This is a genomic window from Burkholderia ubonensis subsp. mesacidophila (assembly GCF_002097715.1).
Taxonomy (GTDB): Bacteria; Pseudomonadota; Gammaproteobacteria; order Burkholderiales; family Burkholderiaceae; genus Burkholderia; species Burkholderia mesacidophila.
In genome coordinates this window covers 1,569,373-1,587,639 of record NZ_CP020738.1, presented here as the reverse complement: position 1 = coordinate 1,587,639, position 18,267 = coordinate 1,569,373, and the positions used below count along the sequence as shown (strand labels likewise).

The following is an 18,267-nucleotide window of genomic DNA, read 5'->3' as shown; positions in this document are numbered from 1 at the left end:
GGTTGAATTCATGGAAGAGAAACATCACAGCTCCGTCGGCATCCAGGTGGACGAACACGGGCTCGACCTGCCCGCGCGGGCGGGCGTCCGGCGCCGTGCGCGAATCGTGCTGATCGTGGTCGGCGTGCTGCTGGCGGCAGGCGCGGCGCGCACGATCGTCACCAACGTCGTGAACCGCAACCGGCTCGATGCGCTGACCGTGCAGAACGCGCGCCAGTACGTGAGCGTCGTGCATCCCGTCGACGCCGCGTCGGGCGGCCGGCTGACGCTGCCCGGCACGCTGCGCGGCTTCGTCGAGGCGCCGATCTTCGCACGCGCGAACGGCTACGTGCTGCGCTGGCAGGCCGACATCGGCGCGCACGTGAAGCAGGGGCAGCTGCTCGCCGAGCTCGACACGCCGGAGCTGAACCAGGAGCTCGCGCAGGCGAGCGCGCAGCGCCAGCAGGCGCAGGCCGCGCTCGCGCTCGCGAAGACGTCGTTCGAGCGCGCGCAGCAGTTGCGCCAGCGCGACGCGGTTTCGCAGCAGGAGCTCGACGACCGCCAGGGCGCGTACAACCAGGGCGCCGCGAACCTCGCCGCGGCCGACGCGAATGTCCGCCGCCTCACCGAGCTGAAGGGCTTCCAGCGCATCGTCGCGCCGATCGACGGCATCGTCACGCAGCGCAACGTCGACGTCGGCGACCTCGTCAGCTCGGGCAACGCGGGCCGGTCGCTGTTCACCGTCGTGCAGGCCGATCGGCTGCGCCTGTACGTGCAGGTGCCGCAGGCGTACGCGCAGCAGGTGAAGACCGGCCAGCGCGTGACGGTCGCGCAGGCCGAGCTGCCGGGCCAGACCTTCGACGGCACGATCACGCGCACGTCGGAGGCGATCGACGTCGCCACGCGTTCGCTGCAGATCGAGATCACGTTGCCGAACCCGGACGGACGGCTGCTGCCCGGCGCCTACGTGCAGGCGACGCTGCCGACCACGCCGGTCGGCCGCCTGTCGGTGCCGGCCAACACGCTGCTGTTCCGCGCGGAAGGCCCGACGGTCGCGAGCGTCGACGCGCACGGGCAGATCCGGCTGAAGCCGGTGACCGTCGTGCGCACGATCGGCCAGACGCTCGAGATCGACGGCGGCGTGACGCCCGACGATCGCCTCGTCGTGAACCCGAGCGATTCGCTCGCGAACGGCGATCAGGTCGTCGTCGTGAAGCCGGCGCCGAAGCCCGCGTCCGGCGCCGCGGCGGGAGCGAAGGCGTGACGCGCGCCCGCCTCGCGCTGCGGCCGGCCGCCGTCGCCGTCGCGCTCGCCGCCCTCGCCGGCTGCACGGTCGGCCCCGACTACCGGCGCCCCGACGTCGACACGCCCGCCGCGTGGCGGCTCGACCCGGCCGACGCTTACTGGCATCCGGCCGCGCCCGCGCATGCGCCGCTCGCGCCGGCGTGGTGGACCGCGTTCGGCGATCCGCAGCTCGACGCGCTCGAAGCCGACGCGCTGCGCAACAACCAGAGCCTGAAGGTCGTCGCCGCGCGCTACGACCAGGCGAAGGCGACGCTCGCGTCGGTCGCGTCCGCGCAGTATCCGGCCGTGAACCTGAACGCGAGCGGCCAGCGCTTCAGGATTTCCTCGGACCGGCCGCAAACCAACTACGCGACCAAAAGCGTGTCGACCGTGCAGAACGAGATCCAAGTCGGCGCGAGCGTCAGCTACGAGCTCGACCTGTTCGGCCGCGTGCGGCGCAGCGTCGAATCGGCGCAGGCGAGCACCGCTGCGGCGCGCGACGATTTCGCGAACGCGCGCCTCGTGCTGACCGCCGATCTCGCGTCGAGCTATTTCGCGCTGCGCGAGCTCGACACGGAGATCGACGTCGTCAAGCGTTCGGTCGACCTGCAGCAGAAGGCGCTCGACTACGTGTCCGCGCGTCACGACCTCGGCGCGGTGTCGGGCCTCGACCTGCTGCAGCAGCGTGCGCAGCTCGACGCGACCCGCACGCAGGCGCAGTTGCTGATCCAGCAGCGCGCGCAGGTCGAGACCGCGATCGCGACGCTGGTCGGCACGCCCGCGCCGGCGTTCTCGCTGCCGCCGCGCGTCGTGCCGATCAACGCGCCCGCGCTGCCGACCGGCGTGCCGAGCGACCTGCTGCAGCGCCGCCCCGACGTCGCGTCGGCCGAGCGCGCGATGGCCTCGGCGAACGCGCAGATCGGCGTCGCGCGCGCCGCGTACTTCCCGCGCATCACGCTGTCGCCCGGCATCGGCTGGGATGCGACGCGCTTCTCCGGGCTGTTCACGGTGCCGGCGCTGCTGTGGTCGGTCGGCGCGTCGCTGAGCCAGCCGCTGTTCGAGGGCGGCCGGCTGAAGGCCGGCGTCGATTTCGCGCAGGCCGGCTACGTCGCCGCGCAGGCGAATTACCGGCAGACCGTGCTGACCGCGTTCCAGGAGGTGCAAAATGCGGTCACCGGCCTGTCGGTGCTCGACGAGGCGGCGCGGCAGGCCGCCGCGGCCGTCGGCGACGCGCGCAAGCTCGTGTCGCTCGCGCAGGACCGCTATGCGGGCGGCCTGACGCCGTTCATCGACGTGCTGACCGCCGAGCAGCAACTGCTGACGAGCGAACGGCAGGCGGCGCAGATCCAGGGCCAGCGCGCGGCGCTCGTCGTGTTCCTCGCGAAGGCGCTCGGCGGCGGCTGGGACGGCGGCGCGCCGTCCGCGGTCGCGGACGCCCACTAACCAGACAACGGACACCGACATGAAAGTCCTGATCGTCGAAGACGAACCGAAGGTGGTCGAATACCTGAAAAGCGGGCTCGCCGAGGAAGGCTGGGTCGTCGACACCGCGCTCGACGGCGAGGACGGCGCCTGGAAAGCCGTCGAATTCGACTACGACGTGGTGGTGCTCGACGTGATGCTGCCGAAGCTCGACGGCTTCGGCGTGTTGCGCGCGCTGCGCGCGCAGAAGCAGACGCCGGTGATCATGCTGACCGCGCGCGACCGCGTCGACGACCGCGTGCGCGGCCTGCGCGGCGGCGCCGACGACTACCTGACCAAGCCGTTCTCGTTCCTCGAGCTGATCGAGCGGCTGCGTGCGCTCACGCGCCGCGCGCGCGTGCAGGAATCGACGCTGATCTCGATCGGCGACCTGCGGGTCGACCTGATCGGCCGCCGCGCGACGCGCGACGGCACCCGCCTCGACCTGACCGCGCAGGAGTTCCAGCTGCTCGGCGTGCTCGCGCGCCGCAGCGGCGAGGTGCTGTCGAAGACGACGATCGCCGAGCTCGTGTGGGACGTGAATTTCGACAGCAACGCGAACGTCGTCGAGACCGCGATCAAGCGCCTGCGCGCGAAGCTCGACGGCCCGTTCGCCGACAAGCTGCTGCACACGATCCGCGGGATGGGCTACGTACTCGAGGAACGCGAGGCGCGCGAGGACGGCGACGCAGAGAGGCACGCATGAAACGCTCGATCGCGCTGCGCCTGTCCGCGATGTTCGGCATCGTGTCGTTCGTCGTGTTCACGCTGGTCGGGTGCGGCCTGTTCGTGATGATGGAGCGGCAGCTGTTCGCCGAGCTGCGCGCGACGCTCGACACGCGCACCAAGGTGGTCGAGATGATCGTGTCGCACGCGACCACGCCGGCACGATGGCACGTCACGCAGGAGAAGCTCGCCGATCTCGAGCCGCCGGACGGTTCGACGCACTACCGGGTCGACGGCCCGAATCCGGCGTTCCGGTTCGGGCGCGCGGTGGACGGCACGCCGCACGGCGCGCCATTCGGCGCGTTCCAGCGCTACCGGCTCAACGACAGCAGCTACGACGTGATGACGAAGACGGTCACGGTGGCCGGCAGCGGCGAGCGCCCCGACCTGACGCTGATCGTCGCGACGTCGTGCGAGCGCACGCAGCGGATGCTGCGCCGCTACGGCTGGACGCTGGCCGCGCTGATCGCATTCGCGACCGGCGTCACGCTGCTGCTGGGCCGCACGGTCGCGCGCTTCGGGCTCGCGCCGCTCGAGCGCATGTCGCAGGAAGCGGCGGCCATCGGCTCCGCGAACCGGCACCAGCGGCTGCAGACCGACGCGCTGCCCGCCGAGCTGCGCGACCTCGCCGCGTCGTTCAACGGCGCGCTCGAACGCATCCAGCAGGCGTACGAGCGGCTCGAGGCGTTCAACGCGGACGTCGCGCACGAACTGCGCACGCCGGTCAGCATCCTCATCGGCCAGACCCAGGTCGCGCTGACGAGCCGCGACCGCTCGGTCGACCGGATGCGCCAGACCCTGCAGTCGAACCTCGAGGAATTCGAGCGGCTGCGGGTGATCGTCAACGACATGCTGTTCCTGTCGCGCAGCGATCGCGGCGAACGCGCGACCGACCTGAAGGACGTGTCGCTCGCCGACGAAGTGCGGCGCATGCTCGATTTCCTCGAGATCCCGCTCGACGAGGCGCAACTGCGCGCCGAGCTGCACGGCGACGCGCGCGCGAGCGTCGATCCGTCGCTGTTCCGCCGCGCGATGACGAACCTGCTGATCAACGCGATCCAGCATTCGACGCCGGGCGCGATGCTGCGCGTGACGATCTCGCAGCGCGACGCGGTCGTCGAGGTGTCGGTCGCGAACCCCGGCGAGCCGATCGACGTCGGCCAGCGCGCGCACATGTTCGAGCGTTTCTACCGGCTCGAGGAGGCGCGCGCGAACAGCAAGGAAAACCACGGGCTCGGGCTGTCGATCGTCAAGGCGGTCGCGGAGATGCACGGCGGCAGCGTGTTCGTCGCCTGCGCCGGCGGCATCAATACGTTCGGATTTTCGGTCGCGGCGCCGCCGTGCGCGGCCGACGAACCGCCCGAAGCGGAACCGGCCCGCGCGACCGGCGTACCCGCAACGGCGCACGCGCCGCGCGCGCTGCACTGACGTCCGTTCGGAAATTCGCGCCGCCTGCCGAGGGCAGTTTTCTTCAATACCGGCCCGCCCTGCTCCCTTAGCCTCCATACGACGTTCAATTCGTATGGAGGCATTGGATGAGCATTCTGGTTTCAATGGCGGCGTTCGCGCTCGCGTCGTCGATCACCCCCGGTCCCGTCAACATCGTCGCGCTGAGTTCCGGCGCGCGTTACGGCCTCGGCGCGAGCCTGCGCTACGCGGCGGGCGCGACGCTCGGCTTCGTCGCGCTGTTCCTGCTGATCGGCCTCGGCCTGCACGCGGCGCTCCTGCGCTGGCCGGTGCTGACGACCGCGACGCAATGGTCCGGCATCGCGTTCCTGCTGTACATGGCGCTGCGCCTCGCGCTCGACGACGGCCGGCTGTCGACTGACGCGCAGGTCGCCGGCCCGTCCGCGGCCGCGGGCGCGGCGATGCAATGGCTGAATCCGAAGGCATGGCTCGCGTGCGTCGCCGCGATGGGCGCGTACGCGGCCGACGGCGACCGCGTGCTGATCGGGCAGTTCGCCGCGCTGTATCTGGTGATCTGTTTCGCGTCGATCGCGTGCTGGTCGTATGCGGGGGCGTCGCTGCGGCACCGGCTCGCGAATGCGCGCAGCATGCGCGTGTTCAACCGGCTGATGGCGCTGCTGCTCGCGGGCAGCGCGCTTTATCTGCTCGACGTCTAGCGAGCGATTCGCGAAACGCCGGCCGCGCCGCGATACTGCCCCGGCGTCGCCGCCGCGATGCGCCGAAACGCGCGCTGGAAATGCGCCTGGTCGGCGAACCCCGCGTCGAGCGCGACGTCCGCGATCGGCCGGCCGCGGCGCAGCTCCGCGCGGCCGTACTGTACGCGGCGGTCGATCAGGAACGCGTGCGGCGTCATCCCGTAGCGCGCGTTGAACGCGCGGATCAGGTACGACGGCGACAGCTCGGCCGCCGCGCAGATCGCATCGAGCGTCACCGCGTCGCGGCAATGCGCGGCGATGTAGTCGGCGGCGCGCGCGAGCTTCGCATTGTCGGCCGCGCTCTGTGCGCGCGGCGCGGCCGGATCCAGCGCGTCGTGCAGTTGCGTGAAGAACTCGACGGCAGCGCTTTCCTTGCCGAGCGGCTCGATGCCGGGCGCGACGAGCGTCCGGTAGAAGCGGCCGAACTGCGCGAACAGGTCGCGCCGCACGCTCGACGTCTGCGAAAACCCGTGAAAATCCGTGTTCGGATCGCGGCCGAGCGCATGCTGCAGCCGTGCGAGCCACGGCACGTCGACGTACACCATCCGGTAGGCCCACGCGTCGCGCCCGTACGGATTGCACGCATGCACCTGTTCGGGATCGATGATCACGAGCGCGCCGGACCCGATGCGCTCCTTCGTCGCGCCGTTCACGTAGGTGCTCGTGCCGCCGACCACCGCGCCGAGCGAGAACGTGTCGTGCGTGTGCTTCGCGTAGCAGATCGTGCGCCCGTCGTCGACGGTGCGCGCCTCGATGAACGGCAGCGCGGCGTCGCGCCAGAACGGCGACGGCACGGCGGGTTTGACGGAACGGCTCACGCGGACAAGCTCCCGGATCGGACAGCGAACGCATACGGTACAGGACCGTCCCGCGCGAGGCAATCGCGTCCAGGGTCTGTTCACGCTAATAACGGGCTTGCGAACGTGCGTTGCCGGTCGGAGTGCAAGGAGCGCCGCTTGGCCGAGCCAAACACGCGACGCGCGACGCCGCAATACGGCCGGCAACGCACGTTCTCGTAACTAAAAAAATCTCTCTTGGGACTGGCCGCCAGAAGGGCCGATCGCCGCGTCATGCTACTTGCGAATACGCCCGGTATTCGCTGCGTCGCATTCCTTGCGCTCGGCCCTTCTGACGGCCAGCACAAGCCCGTTATTAGCGTGAACAGACCCTAGCGAATCGCGCGGTTTCGCCTAAGCTTGGAATTCCGGCCGCCGCGGCAGGCCCGGCGGCTTTCGTCCACCCATCGCACTTCACACGTATGCACATCGATCTGAGTGGCAAGACCGCGGTCGTCACCGCTTCCACCGCCGGCATCGGGCTGGCGATCGCCGAAGGGCTCGCGCGCGCCGGCGCACGCCTCGTCGTCAACGGACGCAGCGAAACGTCGGTGCAGTCCGCGCTCGCACACCTGCGCGGCGCCGCACCGGGTGCGACCGTCGAAGGCGTCGCCGCCGACCTGTCCGACGCGGACGGCGCCGCACGCGTAACGCGCGCCGCGCCGCAGGCCGACATCCTCGTCAACAATGCGGGCGTCTACGGCCTGAAGCCGTTCTTCGACATCGACGACGCCGAGTGGTCGCATTACTTCCAGATGAATGTGATGTCCGGCGTGCGGCTCGCGCGCCACTACATGAAGGGAATGCTCGAACGCGACTGGGGGCGGGTCGTGTTCATCTCGTCGGAATCGGGGCTGAACATTCCGGTCGACATGATCCACTACGGCTTCACCAAGACCGCGCAGCTGTCGATCGCGCGCGGGCTCGCGAAGCTCGCGGCCGGCAGCCGGGTCACCGTCAACTCGGTGCTGCCGGGGCCGACGCTGTCGGAAGGCGTGCGCACGCTGCTGAAGGAAACCGCCGACGAGACCGGCCGCAGCGTCGACGAAGTCGCGATCGAATTCGTGCGCACGCATCGCTCGAGCTCGATCATCCAGCGGCCGGCGACGCCGGAGGAAGTCGCGAACCTGGTGGTGTACGTGTGCTCGCCGCAGTCGTCGGCGACGACGGGCGCCGCGCTGCGGGTCGATGGGGGCGTGGTCGATACGATCGCGTGACGGCCGCCGGGCGCGCTACCGCGCGCTGACCTTCTTCGTCTGCAGCAGCCCCTTGCGATCGGCGTCCATGCAGGTCTCGAAGCCATGGCGCGTGACGACGCCCGCCTCGTCGAACACGACGAAATACGGCCGATACTGGTCGCCGTGGTCGAGCCGGTAGTTGTAGCAGACGCCGCTGCCGTTGCGGACCATCCACACGCTGCGCGGGTTGCCGCCCGCGCGAATGACGTCGGCGCGCGTCGCGCCGCGCGCGGACGCGGCCCGCGGCACCGGCAGGCGCGAATACGAAAACGGCAGCAGCGCCTCAAACCACGCGCAGCCGCTGATCATCAGGCAGCCGGCCGCCAGGGAGAGCGTCGCTGCGGGCCGGGACATCGGGATCGATCGCATGCTGGGAAAATCTGTTGCGCCTCGCCGGCGCGGTCGAAAGCCCCATGCTACTCGACCTTCGGGGCCGGATCGAAAAAGTTTTGTGAAGATGCGTGTGCGAGCCTGCTACGGCGCGGCTCGGCGCGCACGCAAATCGTGAAGCAATGTTGCGACGCCATTGCCGACGCCGCCCGACGCGGCACGCCGTTCGTCAGGCGACCCACTCGGCCCACAGCATCGTGAGCACGGTCATCAGCGCGGGGCCGATGAACAGGCCGAGCAGGCCGAACGTCTCGGCGCCGCCGAGAATGCCGAACAGCACGAGCAGGAACGGCAGCCGTGCGGAGCTGCCGATCAGCACCGGCCGCACGAAGTGCTCGGCGACGAACACGACGACGAAGCCGATCGCGGCGACCGCCACCGCCCACGCGGTCGCGCCCTGCACGAACAGCCACAGCGCCGCGCCGCAGAACACGATCGGCGCGCAGAACGGCAGCATCGCGGCGATCGCCGTGACGAGCCCGAGCAGCGCCGCGTGCGGCACGCCCGCGAGCACGTAGGCGACGCCGAGCAGCGCGCCTTCGCCGAGCCCGACCACGACGAGGCCCGTCACCGTGCCGTGCACAGCGGCCGCCATCCGCTCGATCAGCTGCGCGCCGTTGCCGCCGAACGCGCGCTGCACGCCCTGCAGCAGCGCGCCCGACAGCTTGTGGCCCGCGCGCAGGATCACGAACAGCGTGACCAGCATGAAGCCGAATTCGAGCACCGCGTGCGCGAGCTTCGAGCCGAAGTGCCGGCCGAACGCGATGAACGTCTCGCTGTTGACGCCCTTCATCGCGGCCTCCGCATGCAGCGGATGCCCGAGATGGGCCTGCCACCACGCGGCAACCTGCGGCGCGCCGAACGGCAGCCGGGCGACCACGTCCGGCACCGGAATGCCGTTGTCCTGGACCGTGCGCAGCCACTCGCGCAGATCGTGCGCCTGCCCGATCGCCTGGATCAGCGCGATCGCCACCGGCAGCACGACGAGCAGCGACACCGCGGCCGTGATGACGGTTGCGACGACGGTCGGCCGCTCGCGGAACAGCCGATGCGTCTCGAAGCGCTTGAGCAGCGGCCACAACGCGATCGCGATCACGCACGCCCACGCGATCGCCGGGATGAACGCGCGGATCACCCACAGCGCGAGCGCCAGCAGCCCCGCGTACAGGATCACCCGCGCGATCTGTTGCGCGCCCGGACGCGCGGCGGAGTCGGAAGACGGCGGTACGTTTGCGCCCATGAACCCTCTGTCGAAAGAAAAACGGCGGTTCGCGCGAGGCGACATGCGTCGCGCGAACCGCCATTCTATCGGCGTCGGTGCCGGATCAGCCATCGCGCGCGGTGCGTCCCTGCCCGCGCGCGATGGTGCACCCGGGGTCAGGCCGCCTTGGCCGCGATCTTGTAGCGCTCGAGCCAGTGCGCGTACGGCGTGGGCAGCGTCCACGACGCCCGCTCGACGCCGAGCTGCTTCGCCGCGTAGTACGGCCAGTGCGGATCGGCCATGTGCGCGCGGCCGACCATCACGAGATCGAGCTGCTGGTCCGCGACCACGCGTTCGGCGAGCTGCGGCGTGTCGATCCCCCACGCGGACGCGACCGGCAGCCCGGCCTCGCGGCGCACCCGCTCGGCGATCGGCGCGAGGAACGCCGGGCCCCACGGAATCTGTGCGTCGGGCGTCGAGAAGCCGACCGACACGCTCAGCAGGTCGAGCCCTTCCGCCTTCAGGCGCCGCGTGAGCGCGATCGATTCGGCGAGTGTCTCTTCATCGCGGCCGTCGTATTCGATCACGCCGAACCGCGCGGTCAGCGGCAGGTGCTCCGGCCAAACCTTGCGGACGGCCGCGAGCGTCTCGACGAGGAAGCGGCCGCGATTGTCGGCCGAGCCGCCGTACGCGTCGTCGCGCTGGTTCGAATGCACCGAGAAGAAGCTCTGGCCCAGATAGCCGTGCGCGAAATGCAGCTCGAGCCATTCGAAGCCGATGTCGCGCGCGCGCTTGGCCGCCGCGACGAAATCCGCCTGCACGCGCGCGATGTCGTCGTGGGTCATCTCGCGCGGCACCTTCGGCAGGTGCGCGCCGAACGGCACCGCCGACGGCGCGATGGTCGGCCAGCCGTGCGGATCGCCGTCGGCGATGTGATCGTCGCCTTCCCACGGACGGTTCGCACTCGCCTTGCGGCCCGCGTGCGCGAGCTGGATGCCCGGTACCGCGCCGGCCGCCTTGATCGCCGCGACCGACGGCGCGAACGCTGCCGCCTGCGCGTCGTTCCACAGCCCCGTGCAGCCCGGCGTGATGCGGCCTTCCGGCGACACCGCGGTCGCCTCGGCGATCACGAGGCCCGCGCCGCCGCGCGCGATGCCGGCGAGGTGCACGTGATGCCAGTCGTTGACGACGCCGTCTTCGGCGACGTACTGGCACATCGGCGGTACCGCGATCCGGTTGCGCAGCGTGACATCCTTGAGTTTGAACGGTTCGAACAGGGCAGACATCCACGACTCCTTTGATTGGTTCTGCAAAACTACAGCACGGGTACGCCCGCCGCGCGCCGCGCGGCGGAACGATCGGAGAAACCCGCCGGCACGGGCCGGCGGGCGACGGAAACGGGCGGCGCCGCAACGTTCGGCGCCGCGCGCGGGCTACGCCCGCCTGAGCTGCGCGAGCAGCGCGTCGGCCGCCGGCGCCGACGACGCCGGGTTCTGGCCGGTGATCAGCAGCCCGTCGACCACGACGTGCGGCACCCAGTCGGGGCCGCGCTCGTAGCGCGCGCCGTTGGTCTCGAGCATGTCCTGCACGAGGAACGGCACGACCTCGGTCAGCTCGACGGCGGCTTCCTCGCTGTTCGTGAAGCCGGTCACGCGCTTGCCGCGCACCACCGATTCGGCCGTCTTCGGGTCCTTCACGTGGCGCAGCACGCCCGGCGCGTGGCACACGAGCGCGACCGGCTTGCCCGCGCCGAGCGTGCGCTCGATCAGCGACACCGAATGCAGGTCCTCGGCGAGATCCCACAGGGGGCCGTGGCCGCCCGGATAGAACACCGCGTCGTAGTCGTCGGGCGATACGTCGGCCAGCTTGCGCGTGGCGGCCAGCTCGGCCTTCGCGGCCGCGTCGGCTTCGAAGCGGCGGGTCGCGTCGGTCTGCGCGGCCGGATCGCTGCTCTTCGGATCGAGCGGCGGCTGTCCGCCCAGCGGCGACACCAGCGTCAGTTGCGCGCCCGCGTCCTTGAACGCGTAGTACGGCGCCGCCAGCTCCTCGAGCCAGAAGCCGGTCTTCTTCCCGGTATCGCCCAGGGTGTCGTGCGACGTCAGGACAACCAGAATCTTCATGATCGGGCACTCCTTCGAAAGGGGTGAAACAGAGCCGCGCATCGCGCGCGGCGGCGTGCCGGCGGCGCGCCTGCCGGTTAATCCAATATGGCACGTCGATGCGCGGTGCGCGTGATCGAGATGCGGCATATCAACTTTCTATTAGACCAGTCGTCTCGGCAACATCCTCAATGAAGCCCGATGACATCGCTCAAACTCGCGAGTGGCCCATCGCGCCAACCCGGCAGCCGCGCCGGTCAGGCGCCGCTGCATTCGTCAGGCTGGATGATAGCCGCCAATTAGACCAGTCGTCTAGAAAATGAGGATTCGACCTTATGGTCGTCATGGATTTCATCGCGGGCCGGTGCGAGGCCGGCCGCGCACCGAGCGCTACCCGCGCGGCGGCCCGTCCGTGTCCCCTGGTTCGATGACCGGCCTTTCGAGCCGTTGCCCGCGCCCGCCGCCGTCGATCATCCCGAGCATCAGTTCCGCGAGCGACCGTCCGGTCGCGTGCCCGGTAGGCTGTACGATCGCGGTCACGCGGTGCGGATGCGCGACGTCGTCGGGCACCCCGTCGTAGACGATCAGCGACAGGTCTTCGCCCAGCCGCCGTCCGCTGTCGACGATCGCGCGAAACGCGCCGCCGCCCGCGATGTTGTTGTCGACGAACACCGCGGTCGGCGGCTCGGCGAGCGCGAGCAGCGCGCGCGCCGCCTGCAGGCCGCCGTCGCGCGAGAACGGGCACTCGACCCGCAGCGCCGGATCCGCCTCGATGCCGGCCTCGCGCAGCGCGGCGTCGAAGCCCGCGCGCCGCTGCGCCGCGAAATTCAGCGTCAGCGGCGCGCCGATCATCGCGATGCGCCGGTGCCCGAACCCGATCAGCCGCTCGACGGCCGCCTTCGCGCCGGCCGCGTTGTCGAAATCGAACCACGCGTACGGCTCCACGCGATCGGTGCGGCCATACGCGACATACGGAAAGCTGCGCGACTCGAGGAACGCGAGGCGCGGATCGTCGACGAGCGTGCGCGCGACGATCAGCCCGTCGACGAGCTTGCCGTCGACGAGCCGCCGGTAGGTGTCCAGTTCCGCATTCGGGCGCGCGGACACGATGAAGAAATCCAGGTTGCGCTCGGCGAGCCGCTCGGTGATCCCCGCGACGACCTCGCCGAAACGCGGATCGCCGAGATCGCCCGCGCCGAACGGATAGACGATCCCGATCGCGTCCGCCCGCCCGGTCGCGAGGCGGCGCGCGGTCGGGTCCGCCACATAGCCCATGTCGCGCGCGGCCTTCATCACCCGTTCGCGGGTCGCCTCGCTCACGTCGTCATAGCCGTTCAGCGCCCGGCTGACCGTCGTGCGCGACAGCCCGAGCGCATCCGAGAGCGCCTTCAGATTCACCTTCACCGTCGTTCCTCGCATTTCACGTTGCACCCGGCCGACTCCGTTCCGGGCAATTATTTCCGCCTGGTAAGCATTACCGTCAAATAAATATCTTTTGATTTCCAAACCGGTTTGAAATAGCATCCGAACCGGTTTGGACATCGATGCCACCCTCAGCTGTTCCCTTTCACCGTCAATCGAAACAACGCCGAGATGACTTACTTTCCCCTTTTCCGCTCGCTCTCGGGCAAACGTTTGCTGCTCGCTGGCGGCGCACTCGCCGCCTTCGCGGCCGTCGCGCACGCGCAGTCCGGCGGCACGCGCGCGCCCATGCCCACGCCCCACTCGCAGCAGGCCTACGATCCCGACAGCAGCTTCACGATGCGCTGGACCCGCGCCGACATCCGCCAGATCGTCGCGCAGTCGCACACCGCCGGCGCCGACCGGAATTCGCTGCCGCAAGCGCTGACGATGCCGGACATCCCGCAGGATTTCCCGCTGATCAACTCGAACGTCTGGGTCTGGGACACGTGGCCCCTCGCCGACCTGCGCGCGAACCAGCTCAGCTACAAGGGCTGGGAGGTGATCTTCTCGCTCACCGCCGACCCGCATGCCGGCTACACGTTCGACGACCGCCACGTGCACGCGCGGATCGGCTTCTTCTACCGCCGCGCGGGCATTCCCGCGTCGCAGCGGCCGGCGAACGGCGGCTGGACCTGGGGCGGCCACCTGTTCCCGGACGGCGCGAGCGCCAAGGTGTTCGGCACCGCGCCGATGACCAACAACGCCGAATGGTCGGGCTCCGCGCGCCTCACGCACGGCGACAACGTCAGCCTGTACTACACCGCGACGTCGTTCAACCGCTCGGCGCCGGGCGGCGCCGACATCACGCCGCCGCAGGCGATCATCACGCGCGCCGACGGCCACATCCACGCCGACGACAAGCACGTGTGGTTCAGCGGCTTCGACGATCACAAGGCGTTGCTGCAGCCGGACGGCAACTACTACCAGACGGGCCAGCAGAACACCTACTTCTCGTTCCGCGACCCGTTCGTGTTCACCGACCCCGCGCACCCGGGCAAGACCTACATGGTGTTCGAGGGCAACACGGGCGGCCCGCGCGGCGCGCGCACCTGCACCGAAGCCGACCTCGGCTACGCGCCCAACGATCCGTACAGGGAAGACCTCAACGCGGTGATGAATTCGGGCGCAGTGTATCAAAAGGCCAACGTCGGCCTCGCGGTCGCGACGAACCCGCAGCTGACCGAATGGAAGTTCCTGCCGCCGATCCTGTCGGCGAACTGCGTGGACGACCAGACCGAGCGTCCGCAGATCTACCTGAAGGACGGCAAGTACTACCTGTTCACGATCAGCCACCGCAACACGATGGCGGCGGGCGTCGACGGCCCGGACGGCGTGTACGGCTTCGTCGGCAACGGCATCCGCAGCGACTTCCTGCCGCTGAACGGCGGCAGCGGCCTCGTGCTCGGCAACCCGACCGACTTCTCGGCGCCGGCCGGCCAGCCGTACTATCAGGACCCGAACCAGAACCCGCGCGAATTCCAGTCGTATTCGCACTACGTGATGCCGGGCGGGCGCGTCGAGTCGTTCATCGACGCGATCGGCCCGCGCCGCGGCGGCACGCTCGCGCCCACGGTGAAGGTCAACATCAACGGCACGTCGACGGCGGTCGACCGCAAGTACGGCCGCGGCGGTCTCGGCGGCTACGGCGACATCCCGGCGAACCTGCCCGCGCAAGGTCCCGGCCACAACGACGGCAACGCGCAGTAATGCGCAGGCGCGCGCATCGGGCGTGTCCCGTGCGCGCGTCCCGCCGTCACCCTCTGCCTGCCGCGCGCGGCGCCGCCAATCCGCATCCGGCGCGCAGCGCGCGGCGGTCCGCTTTGCCGAACGCAGCCTGGAACCACGCATGAGATTCACGCTACCCCGCTTTCCCTTTCGCACGGCGCTGCTGCTCGCGTGCACGGCCGGCGCGCACGCCGCCGCGCCATACATCGCCCCCTGCGCCGCGCCCGCCGCCGACGGCACGCCGCAATGGCGGCCCGCGATCCACTACACGCCGCGGCGCAACTGGATGAACGATCCCAACGGCCTCGTCTACGAGAACGGCCGCTATCACCTGTTCTATCAGTTCAATCCGGCCGGCAACGACTGGGGCAACATGTCCTGGGGCCACGCCATCAGCACCGACCTCGTCCACTGGCGCGAGCAGCCGGTCGCGATGCACGCGAACGCGACCGAGGAATTCTTCTCCGGCTCGATCGTCGCCGATACCCGCAACACGTCCGGCCTCGGCGCGCCGGGGCAGGCGCCGCTCGTCGCGTTGTATACGAGCGTCTACAAGGCAGGTTCCGGCCACGCGCCCGGCACCCAGGCGCAGTCGCTCGCGTACAGCGTCGATCACGGCGCGACCTGGCTGCCGTACGCGCACAACCCGGTGCTCACGCTCGATCCGGAATCGAAGCAGTTCCGCGACCCGAAGGTGTCGTGGTACGCGCCGGGCGGGTACTGGCTGATGACGACGGTCGTCGCCGATGCGCAGGTCGTGAAGCTGTACCGCTCCGACGACCTGATCCACTGGGCGTTCCTGAGCGACTTCACGCTCCCCGGCGTGCCGCACGACGGCGCGCTGTGGGAAATGCCCGACCTGATTCCATTGCCGCTCGACGGCGATCCGGCGCGAATCAGGTGGGTGATGATCGTCAATGTCAATCCGTGGTCGATCGCGGGCGGCTCGGGGGCGATGTATTTCGTCGGCGACTTCGACGGCCGCACCTTCACGCCCGAGCGCGTCGCGCCCGCCGGCGCCGATCCCGTGCAATTCCGCTGGGTCGATCACGGCGCGGACTTCTACGCGGCCGGCACGTTCTCCGGCGCGCCGGGCGCGCAACCGGTCGGGATCGCGTGGATGAGCAACTGGGACTATGCGGCCAAGGCGCCGACCACGCCGTGGCGCGGCGCGATGACGCTGCCGCGCGCGTTCGCGCTGAAGACGATCGACGGCGAGCCGCGGCTCGTCGTCACGCCGGCTCCCGCATTCGATGCGTGGGCGGACGACCGGCCCTCGACGCATCTCGGCGATGTGAGCGTCGCGTCGGCGACGCGCGAACTGCCGGCCGCGACGCGCGGCACGGTGCAACGGATCACGCTGACGCTCACGACGCAGTCGGCCGCCCGCGCAGGGCTCGTCGTGCGGCGCTCGGCGGATGGCGCGATCGGCACGCGGATCGTCTACGACACGGCGAAGCAGACATTGACGCTCGACCGGTCGCAATCGGGCGAGGCGAATTTTTCCAACGCGTTCAGCCGCCAGCACATCGTGAACCTGCCGCTCGATCATGGCCGCCTGACGCTCGAGATCGTCGTCGATCGCGGCTCGGTCGAAGTGTTCGCCGGCCACGGCCGCACCGCGATCACCGACCTGATCTTCCCGCCCGGCGACGCCGACCGCGTCGCCGTGTTCGCGGAGCATGGCGGCGCGACGTTCGGCGGGCTGACGGTGACGAATCTCGCTCGGCAGGACGATGCCGATCGCACATGCCGGGCAGATCGGGCGTGCTGCGCGCAGTGAGCATCCCGGCCGGCAATCGCGCCGCGGCGGGTACGCGAGCCGGCCAGCGCCGGCCGGCCCGCTCCGTCAAAGCACGCCCATCCCGCCCGATGCGATGATGTCCGCGCCGACGATGAACGCCGATTCCGCCGCGCTCAGGTGCAGCACGGTCGATGCGATCTCCGCCGGCGTGCCGAACCGGCCGATCGGCACGAGCGCCCGGATTTTCCCGGCGGTCGCCTCGAGCGTCGCGGCGTCGAACCCGAGCTTGTCGTATAGCGGCGTCTCGACCGGCCCCGGGCTGACGACATTCACGCGCACGCCGTTCGGCAGCAGTTCCGTCGACAGCGTCTTCGCGAGCGACGCGAGCGCCGCCTTGCTCGCCGCGTAGACCGATGTGCCCGGCATGCCGGCATGCGCGTTGATCGAGCCGTTGAGGACGATCGACGCCCCCCGGTTCAGCAACGGAACGAGCGCCTGGATCTGGAAGTACGCGCCCTTCACGTTGGTGTCGAACACGCGATCCCAGAACGCTTCGTCGGACTCCTGGAACGGCACGAGTTTCGCGATCCCCGCGTTGATGAATACCGCATCGAGCCGTGCGCCCGCCGCGGCGATCGCGTCCGCCAGTTCGCGGGCCGCCGCGACGCTGCTCGCGTCGTTGCGGATCGCGAGCGCATCGCCGCCGAGCGTGCGCCGCGCGGTGTCGAGCGTCTGCGGATCGCGCCCCGTGATGATCACGCGCGCGCCTTCCGCCGCGTAAGCCTGTGCGGCCGCGAGGCCAATCCCGCTGCTACCGCCCGTGACGAGCACCGTTTTGCCGATAAAGCGTTCCATGTTGTTCTCCAGTGAACCGGTTGAATGACCGTGAACGCATGATGCGCGTGAAGCCGCGCGTTGCCGTGCCGCGTGCGCGGCGAACATGTTCGAAAACTTCGAACGTTCGATCGTGCGCCCGGCAGCGTACCGGCCTCCCGGCGCCCGACTATGGCAAGACGTCGATCCCGTCGAGCAGCCGCCGCGCCAGATGCGCTTCGCGCAGCTCGTCGACCCACCATTGCAGCGCCCGCCCTTCCCGGTCGCTACGCCACGCGACATACATCACGTTCGGTTCGCGCGGATCGGCGGTCGGTTTCTCGACCAGCTCGCCGCGCGCGAGCAGCGTACCCGCGCGATGTCGCGGCACCCAGCCGATGCCGAGCCCGTCGCGTTGCGCAAGGATCTTCGCCCGCATCGACGGCACGGCCAGCACCGCCTGCCCGCCAAGCACGCCGTACGCGCGGCCCGCGCCAAGCCGCGACGAATCCGCGACCACGACCGCGCGATGTGCGCCGATCATGTCGCGCGTCAGGGGGCCGGGCGCCGCCGCGAGCGGATGGCGCGGCGCCACCGCGAACACCCAGTCGAGCGCGCCGAGTTCGAACCACTTGAGCCCCGGGATCGCCGGCGGTTCGTTGGTCGCACCGACGATCAGGTCGGCGCGGCCGTCGCGCAGCGCTTCCCACGTGCCGCCCAGCACCTCGTGCGTGAAGCGCAGCGACACGCCCGAACCGAGCGCATCGAACGCGCGGATCACCGGCACGATCGACTCGAACTCGATCAGCTCGTCGCTGGCGATCCACAGCCGGTCCTCCCAGCCGCTTGCGACCTGCCGCACCCGCTGCGCAAGCCGCGCGACATCCAGCATCAGGCGCGACGCCTCGTCGGCGAGCAACTGGCCGGCAGGCGTGAGCTGCAACCGGTAGCGGCGCCGGTCGAACAACAGCGCGTCGAAGCGCGACTCGAGTTGCCGCGCCGCATGCGACACCGTCGACGGCGCCTTGCCGAGGCGCGCCGCCGCGCGCGACAGGCTGCCGGTCGCGCGGATCGCGTCGAGCAATGCAAGTTCTTCTTCCGACAACATGACGACACTCCGGTCTGGGGACGCCGTGCATCGTAAG

General features: G+C 70.1%; 16 protein-coding genes. 8 read left to right on the top strand and 8 right to left on the bottom strand.

What is annotated here, in order from left to right; all coding sequences use genetic code 11:
- Positions 1-10 precede the first annotated feature (10 nt).
- The 5 genes from B7P44_RS24645 (at position 11) to B7P44_RS24625 (ending at position 5,573) form a co-directional block, all read left to right on the top strand.
- Positions 11-1,243 (top strand): efflux RND transporter periplasmic adaptor subunit, encoded by a 1,233-nt coding sequence (locus tag B7P44_RS24645; RefSeq protein WP_084908572.1) that lies wholly within the window; start codon positions 11-13, stop codon positions 1,241-1,243.
- On the top strand, positions 1,240-2,706 hold the full coding sequence (locus B7P44_RS24640) for an efflux transporter outer membrane subunit (protein ID WP_084908571.1): 1,467 nt from the start codon (positions 1,240-1,242) through the stop codon (positions 2,704-2,706). The genes B7P44_RS24645 and B7P44_RS24640 overlap by 4 nt, the downstream gene beginning before the upstream one ends.
- 19 nt (positions 2,707-2,725) lie before the next feature.
- On the top strand, positions 2,726-3,430 hold the full coding sequence (locus B7P44_RS24635) for a heavy metal response regulator transcription factor (protein WP_084908570.1): 705 nt from the start codon (positions 2,726-2,728) through the stop codon (positions 3,428-3,430).
- Positions 3,427-4,878 (top strand): heavy metal sensor histidine kinase, encoded by a 1,452-nt coding sequence (locus B7P44_RS24630; RefSeq protein ID WP_084908569.1) that lies wholly within the window; start codon positions 3,427-3,429, stop codon positions 4,876-4,878. Before B7P44_RS24635 ends, B7P44_RS24630 begins: the two co-directional genes overlap by 4 nt.
- Positions 4,879-4,985: 107 nt before the next feature.
- Complete coding sequence (locus tag B7P44_RS24625) at positions 4,986-5,573, top strand: LysE family translocator (RefSeq protein ID WP_084908568.1); 588 nt, start codon at positions 4,986-4,988, stop codon at positions 5,571-5,573.
- On the opposite strand, the gene B7P44_RS24620 is transcribed toward B7P44_RS24625, so the two are convergent.
- Entirely contained in the window at positions 5,570-6,430 is an 861-nt protein-coding gene (locus B7P44_RS24620) for an AraC family transcriptional regulator (protein ID WP_084908567.1), read from the bottom strand. The two genes, B7P44_RS24625 and B7P44_RS24620, sit on opposite strands and share 4 nt — an antisense overlap.
- Before the next feature lie 440 nt (positions 6,431-6,870).
- Between B7P44_RS24620 and B7P44_RS24615 the strand changes: the two genes are divergently transcribed.
- Positions 6,871-7,665: an SDR family NAD(P)-dependent oxidoreductase gene (locus tag B7P44_RS24615; protein ID WP_084908566.1), complete on the top strand. Its 795-nt coding sequence runs from the start codon at positions 6,871-6,873 to the stop codon at positions 7,663-7,665.
- Positions 7,666-7,680: 15 nt separating this feature from the next.
- Here the strand turns inward: B7P44_RS24615 and B7P44_RS24610 are convergent, their stop codons facing one another.
- The 5 genes from B7P44_RS24610 to B7P44_RS24590 all read right to left on the bottom strand — a co-directional run bounded on the left by B7P44_RS24610 (position 7,681) and on the right by B7P44_RS24590 (position 12,795).
- On the bottom strand, positions 7,681-8,055 hold the full coding sequence (locus tag B7P44_RS24610; RefSeq protein ID WP_084908565.1) for a hypothetical protein: 375 nt from the start codon (positions 8,053-8,055) through the stop codon (positions 7,681-7,683).
- 190 nt (positions 8,056-8,245) lie between these two features.
- Positions 8,246-9,316, bottom strand: a complete 1,071-nt coding sequence (locus B7P44_RS24605; protein ID WP_084908564.1) for an AI-2E family transporter — start codon at positions 9,314-9,316, stop codon at positions 8,246-8,248.
- A 137-nt stretch (positions 9,317-9,453) separates the two neighbouring features.
- Positions 9,454-10,563, bottom strand: coding sequence for an NADH:flavin oxidoreductase/NADH oxidase (locus B7P44_RS24600; protein ID WP_084908563.1), 1,110 nt, complete (start codon positions 10,561-10,563; stop codon positions 9,454-9,456).
- Between the two features lie 147 nt (positions 10,564-10,710).
- Positions 10,711-11,397, bottom strand: a complete 687-nt coding sequence (locus B7P44_RS24595) for a type 1 glutamine amidotransferase domain-containing protein (protein WP_084908562.1) — start codon at positions 11,395-11,397, stop codon at positions 10,711-10,713.
- Between the two features lie 369 nt (positions 11,398-11,766).
- Positions 11,767-12,795, bottom strand: coding sequence for a LacI family DNA-binding transcriptional regulator (locus B7P44_RS24590; protein ID WP_084908561.1), 1,029 nt, complete (start codon positions 12,793-12,795; stop codon positions 11,767-11,769).
- A 174-nt stretch (positions 12,796-12,969) separates the two neighbouring features.
- On the opposite strand from B7P44_RS24590, the gene B7P44_RS24585 reads away from it, so the two are divergent.
- Positions 12,970-14,547 (top strand): glycoside hydrolase family 68 protein, encoded by a 1,578-nt coding sequence (locus B7P44_RS24585; protein ID WP_084908560.1) that lies wholly within the window; start codon positions 12,970-12,972, stop codon positions 14,545-14,547.
- Positions 14,548-14,686: 139 nt separating this feature from the next.
- The gene (locus B7P44_RS24580; RefSeq protein WP_084908559.1) at positions 14,687-16,348 is read left to right on the top strand and encodes a glycoside hydrolase family 32 protein; all 1,662 of its coding nucleotides are present in this window, start codon (positions 14,687-14,689) and stop codon (positions 16,346-16,348) included.
- Between the two features lie 66 nt (positions 16,349-16,414).
- Here the strand turns inward: B7P44_RS24580 and B7P44_RS24575 are convergent, their stop codons facing one another.
- Positions 16,415-17,164, bottom strand: a complete 750-nt coding sequence (locus B7P44_RS24575; RefSeq protein ID WP_084908558.1) for an SDR family oxidoreductase — start codon at positions 17,162-17,164, stop codon at positions 16,415-16,417.
- Positions 17,165-17,312: 148 nt separating this feature from the next.
- Positions 17,313-18,230 carry a LysR family transcriptional regulator gene (locus B7P44_RS24570; protein WP_084908557.1) on the bottom strand — a complete coding sequence of 306 codons (918 nt, stop codon included), beginning with the start codon at positions 18,228-18,230 and terminating at the stop codon, positions 17,313-17,315.
- Between the last annotated feature and the right edge of the window lie 37 nt (positions 18,231-18,267).

Excerpts from the sequence above, each read along its gene's own strand:
- B7P44_RS24645 (WP_084908572.1), top strand. The coding sequence starts at position 11 with ATGGAAGAGAAACATCACAGCTCCGTCGGCATCCAGGTGGACGAACAC.
- B7P44_RS24635 (WP_084908570.1), top strand. The coding sequence starts at position 2,726 with ATGAAAGTCCTGATCGTCGAAGACGAACCGAAGGTGGTCGAATACCTG.
- B7P44_RS24630 (WP_084908569.1), top strand. The coding sequence starts at position 3,427 with ATGAAACGCTCGATCGCGCTGCGCCTGTCCGCGATGTTCGGCATCGTG.
- B7P44_RS24625 (WP_084908568.1), top strand. The coding sequence starts at position 4,986 with ATGAGCATTCTGGTTTCAATGGCGGCGTTCGCGCTCGCGTCGTCGATC.
- B7P44_RS24615 (WP_084908566.1), top strand. The coding sequence starts at position 6,871 with ATGCACATCGATCTGAGTGGCAAGACCGCGGTCGTCACCGCTTCCACC.
- B7P44_RS24610 (WP_084908565.1), bottom strand. The coding sequence starts at position 8,055 with ATGCGATCGATCCCGATGTCCCGGCCCGCAGCGACGCTCTCCCTGGCG.
- B7P44_RS24605 (WP_084908564.1), bottom strand. The coding sequence starts at position 9,316 with ATGGGCGCAAACGTACCGCCGTCTTCCGACTCCGCCGCGCGTCCGGGC.
- B7P44_RS24600 (WP_084908563.1), bottom strand. The coding sequence starts at position 10,563 with ATGTCTGCCCTGTTCGAACCGTTCAAACTCAAGGATGTCACGCTGCGC.
- B7P44_RS24595 (WP_084908562.1), bottom strand. The coding sequence starts at position 11,397 with ATGAAGATTCTGGTTGTCCTGACGTCGCACGACACCCTGGGCGATACC.
- B7P44_RS24590 (WP_084908561.1), bottom strand. The coding sequence starts at position 12,795 with ATGCGAGGAACGACGGTGAAGGTGAATCTGAAGGCGCTCTCGGATGCG.
- B7P44_RS24585 (WP_084908560.1), top strand. The coding sequence starts at position 12,970 with ATGACTTACTTTCCCCTTTTCCGCTCGCTCTCGGGCAAACGTTTGCTG.
- B7P44_RS24580 (WP_084908559.1), top strand. The coding sequence starts at position 14,687 with ATGAGATTCACGCTACCCCGCTTTCCCTTTCGCACGGCGCTGCTGCTC.
- B7P44_RS24575 (WP_084908558.1), bottom strand. The coding sequence starts at position 17,164 with ATGGAACGCTTTATCGGCAAAACGGTGCTCGTCACGGGCGGTAGCAGC.
- B7P44_RS24570 (WP_084908557.1), bottom strand. The coding sequence starts at position 18,230 with ATGTTGTCGGAAGAAGAACTTGCATTGCTCGACGCGATCCGCGCGACC.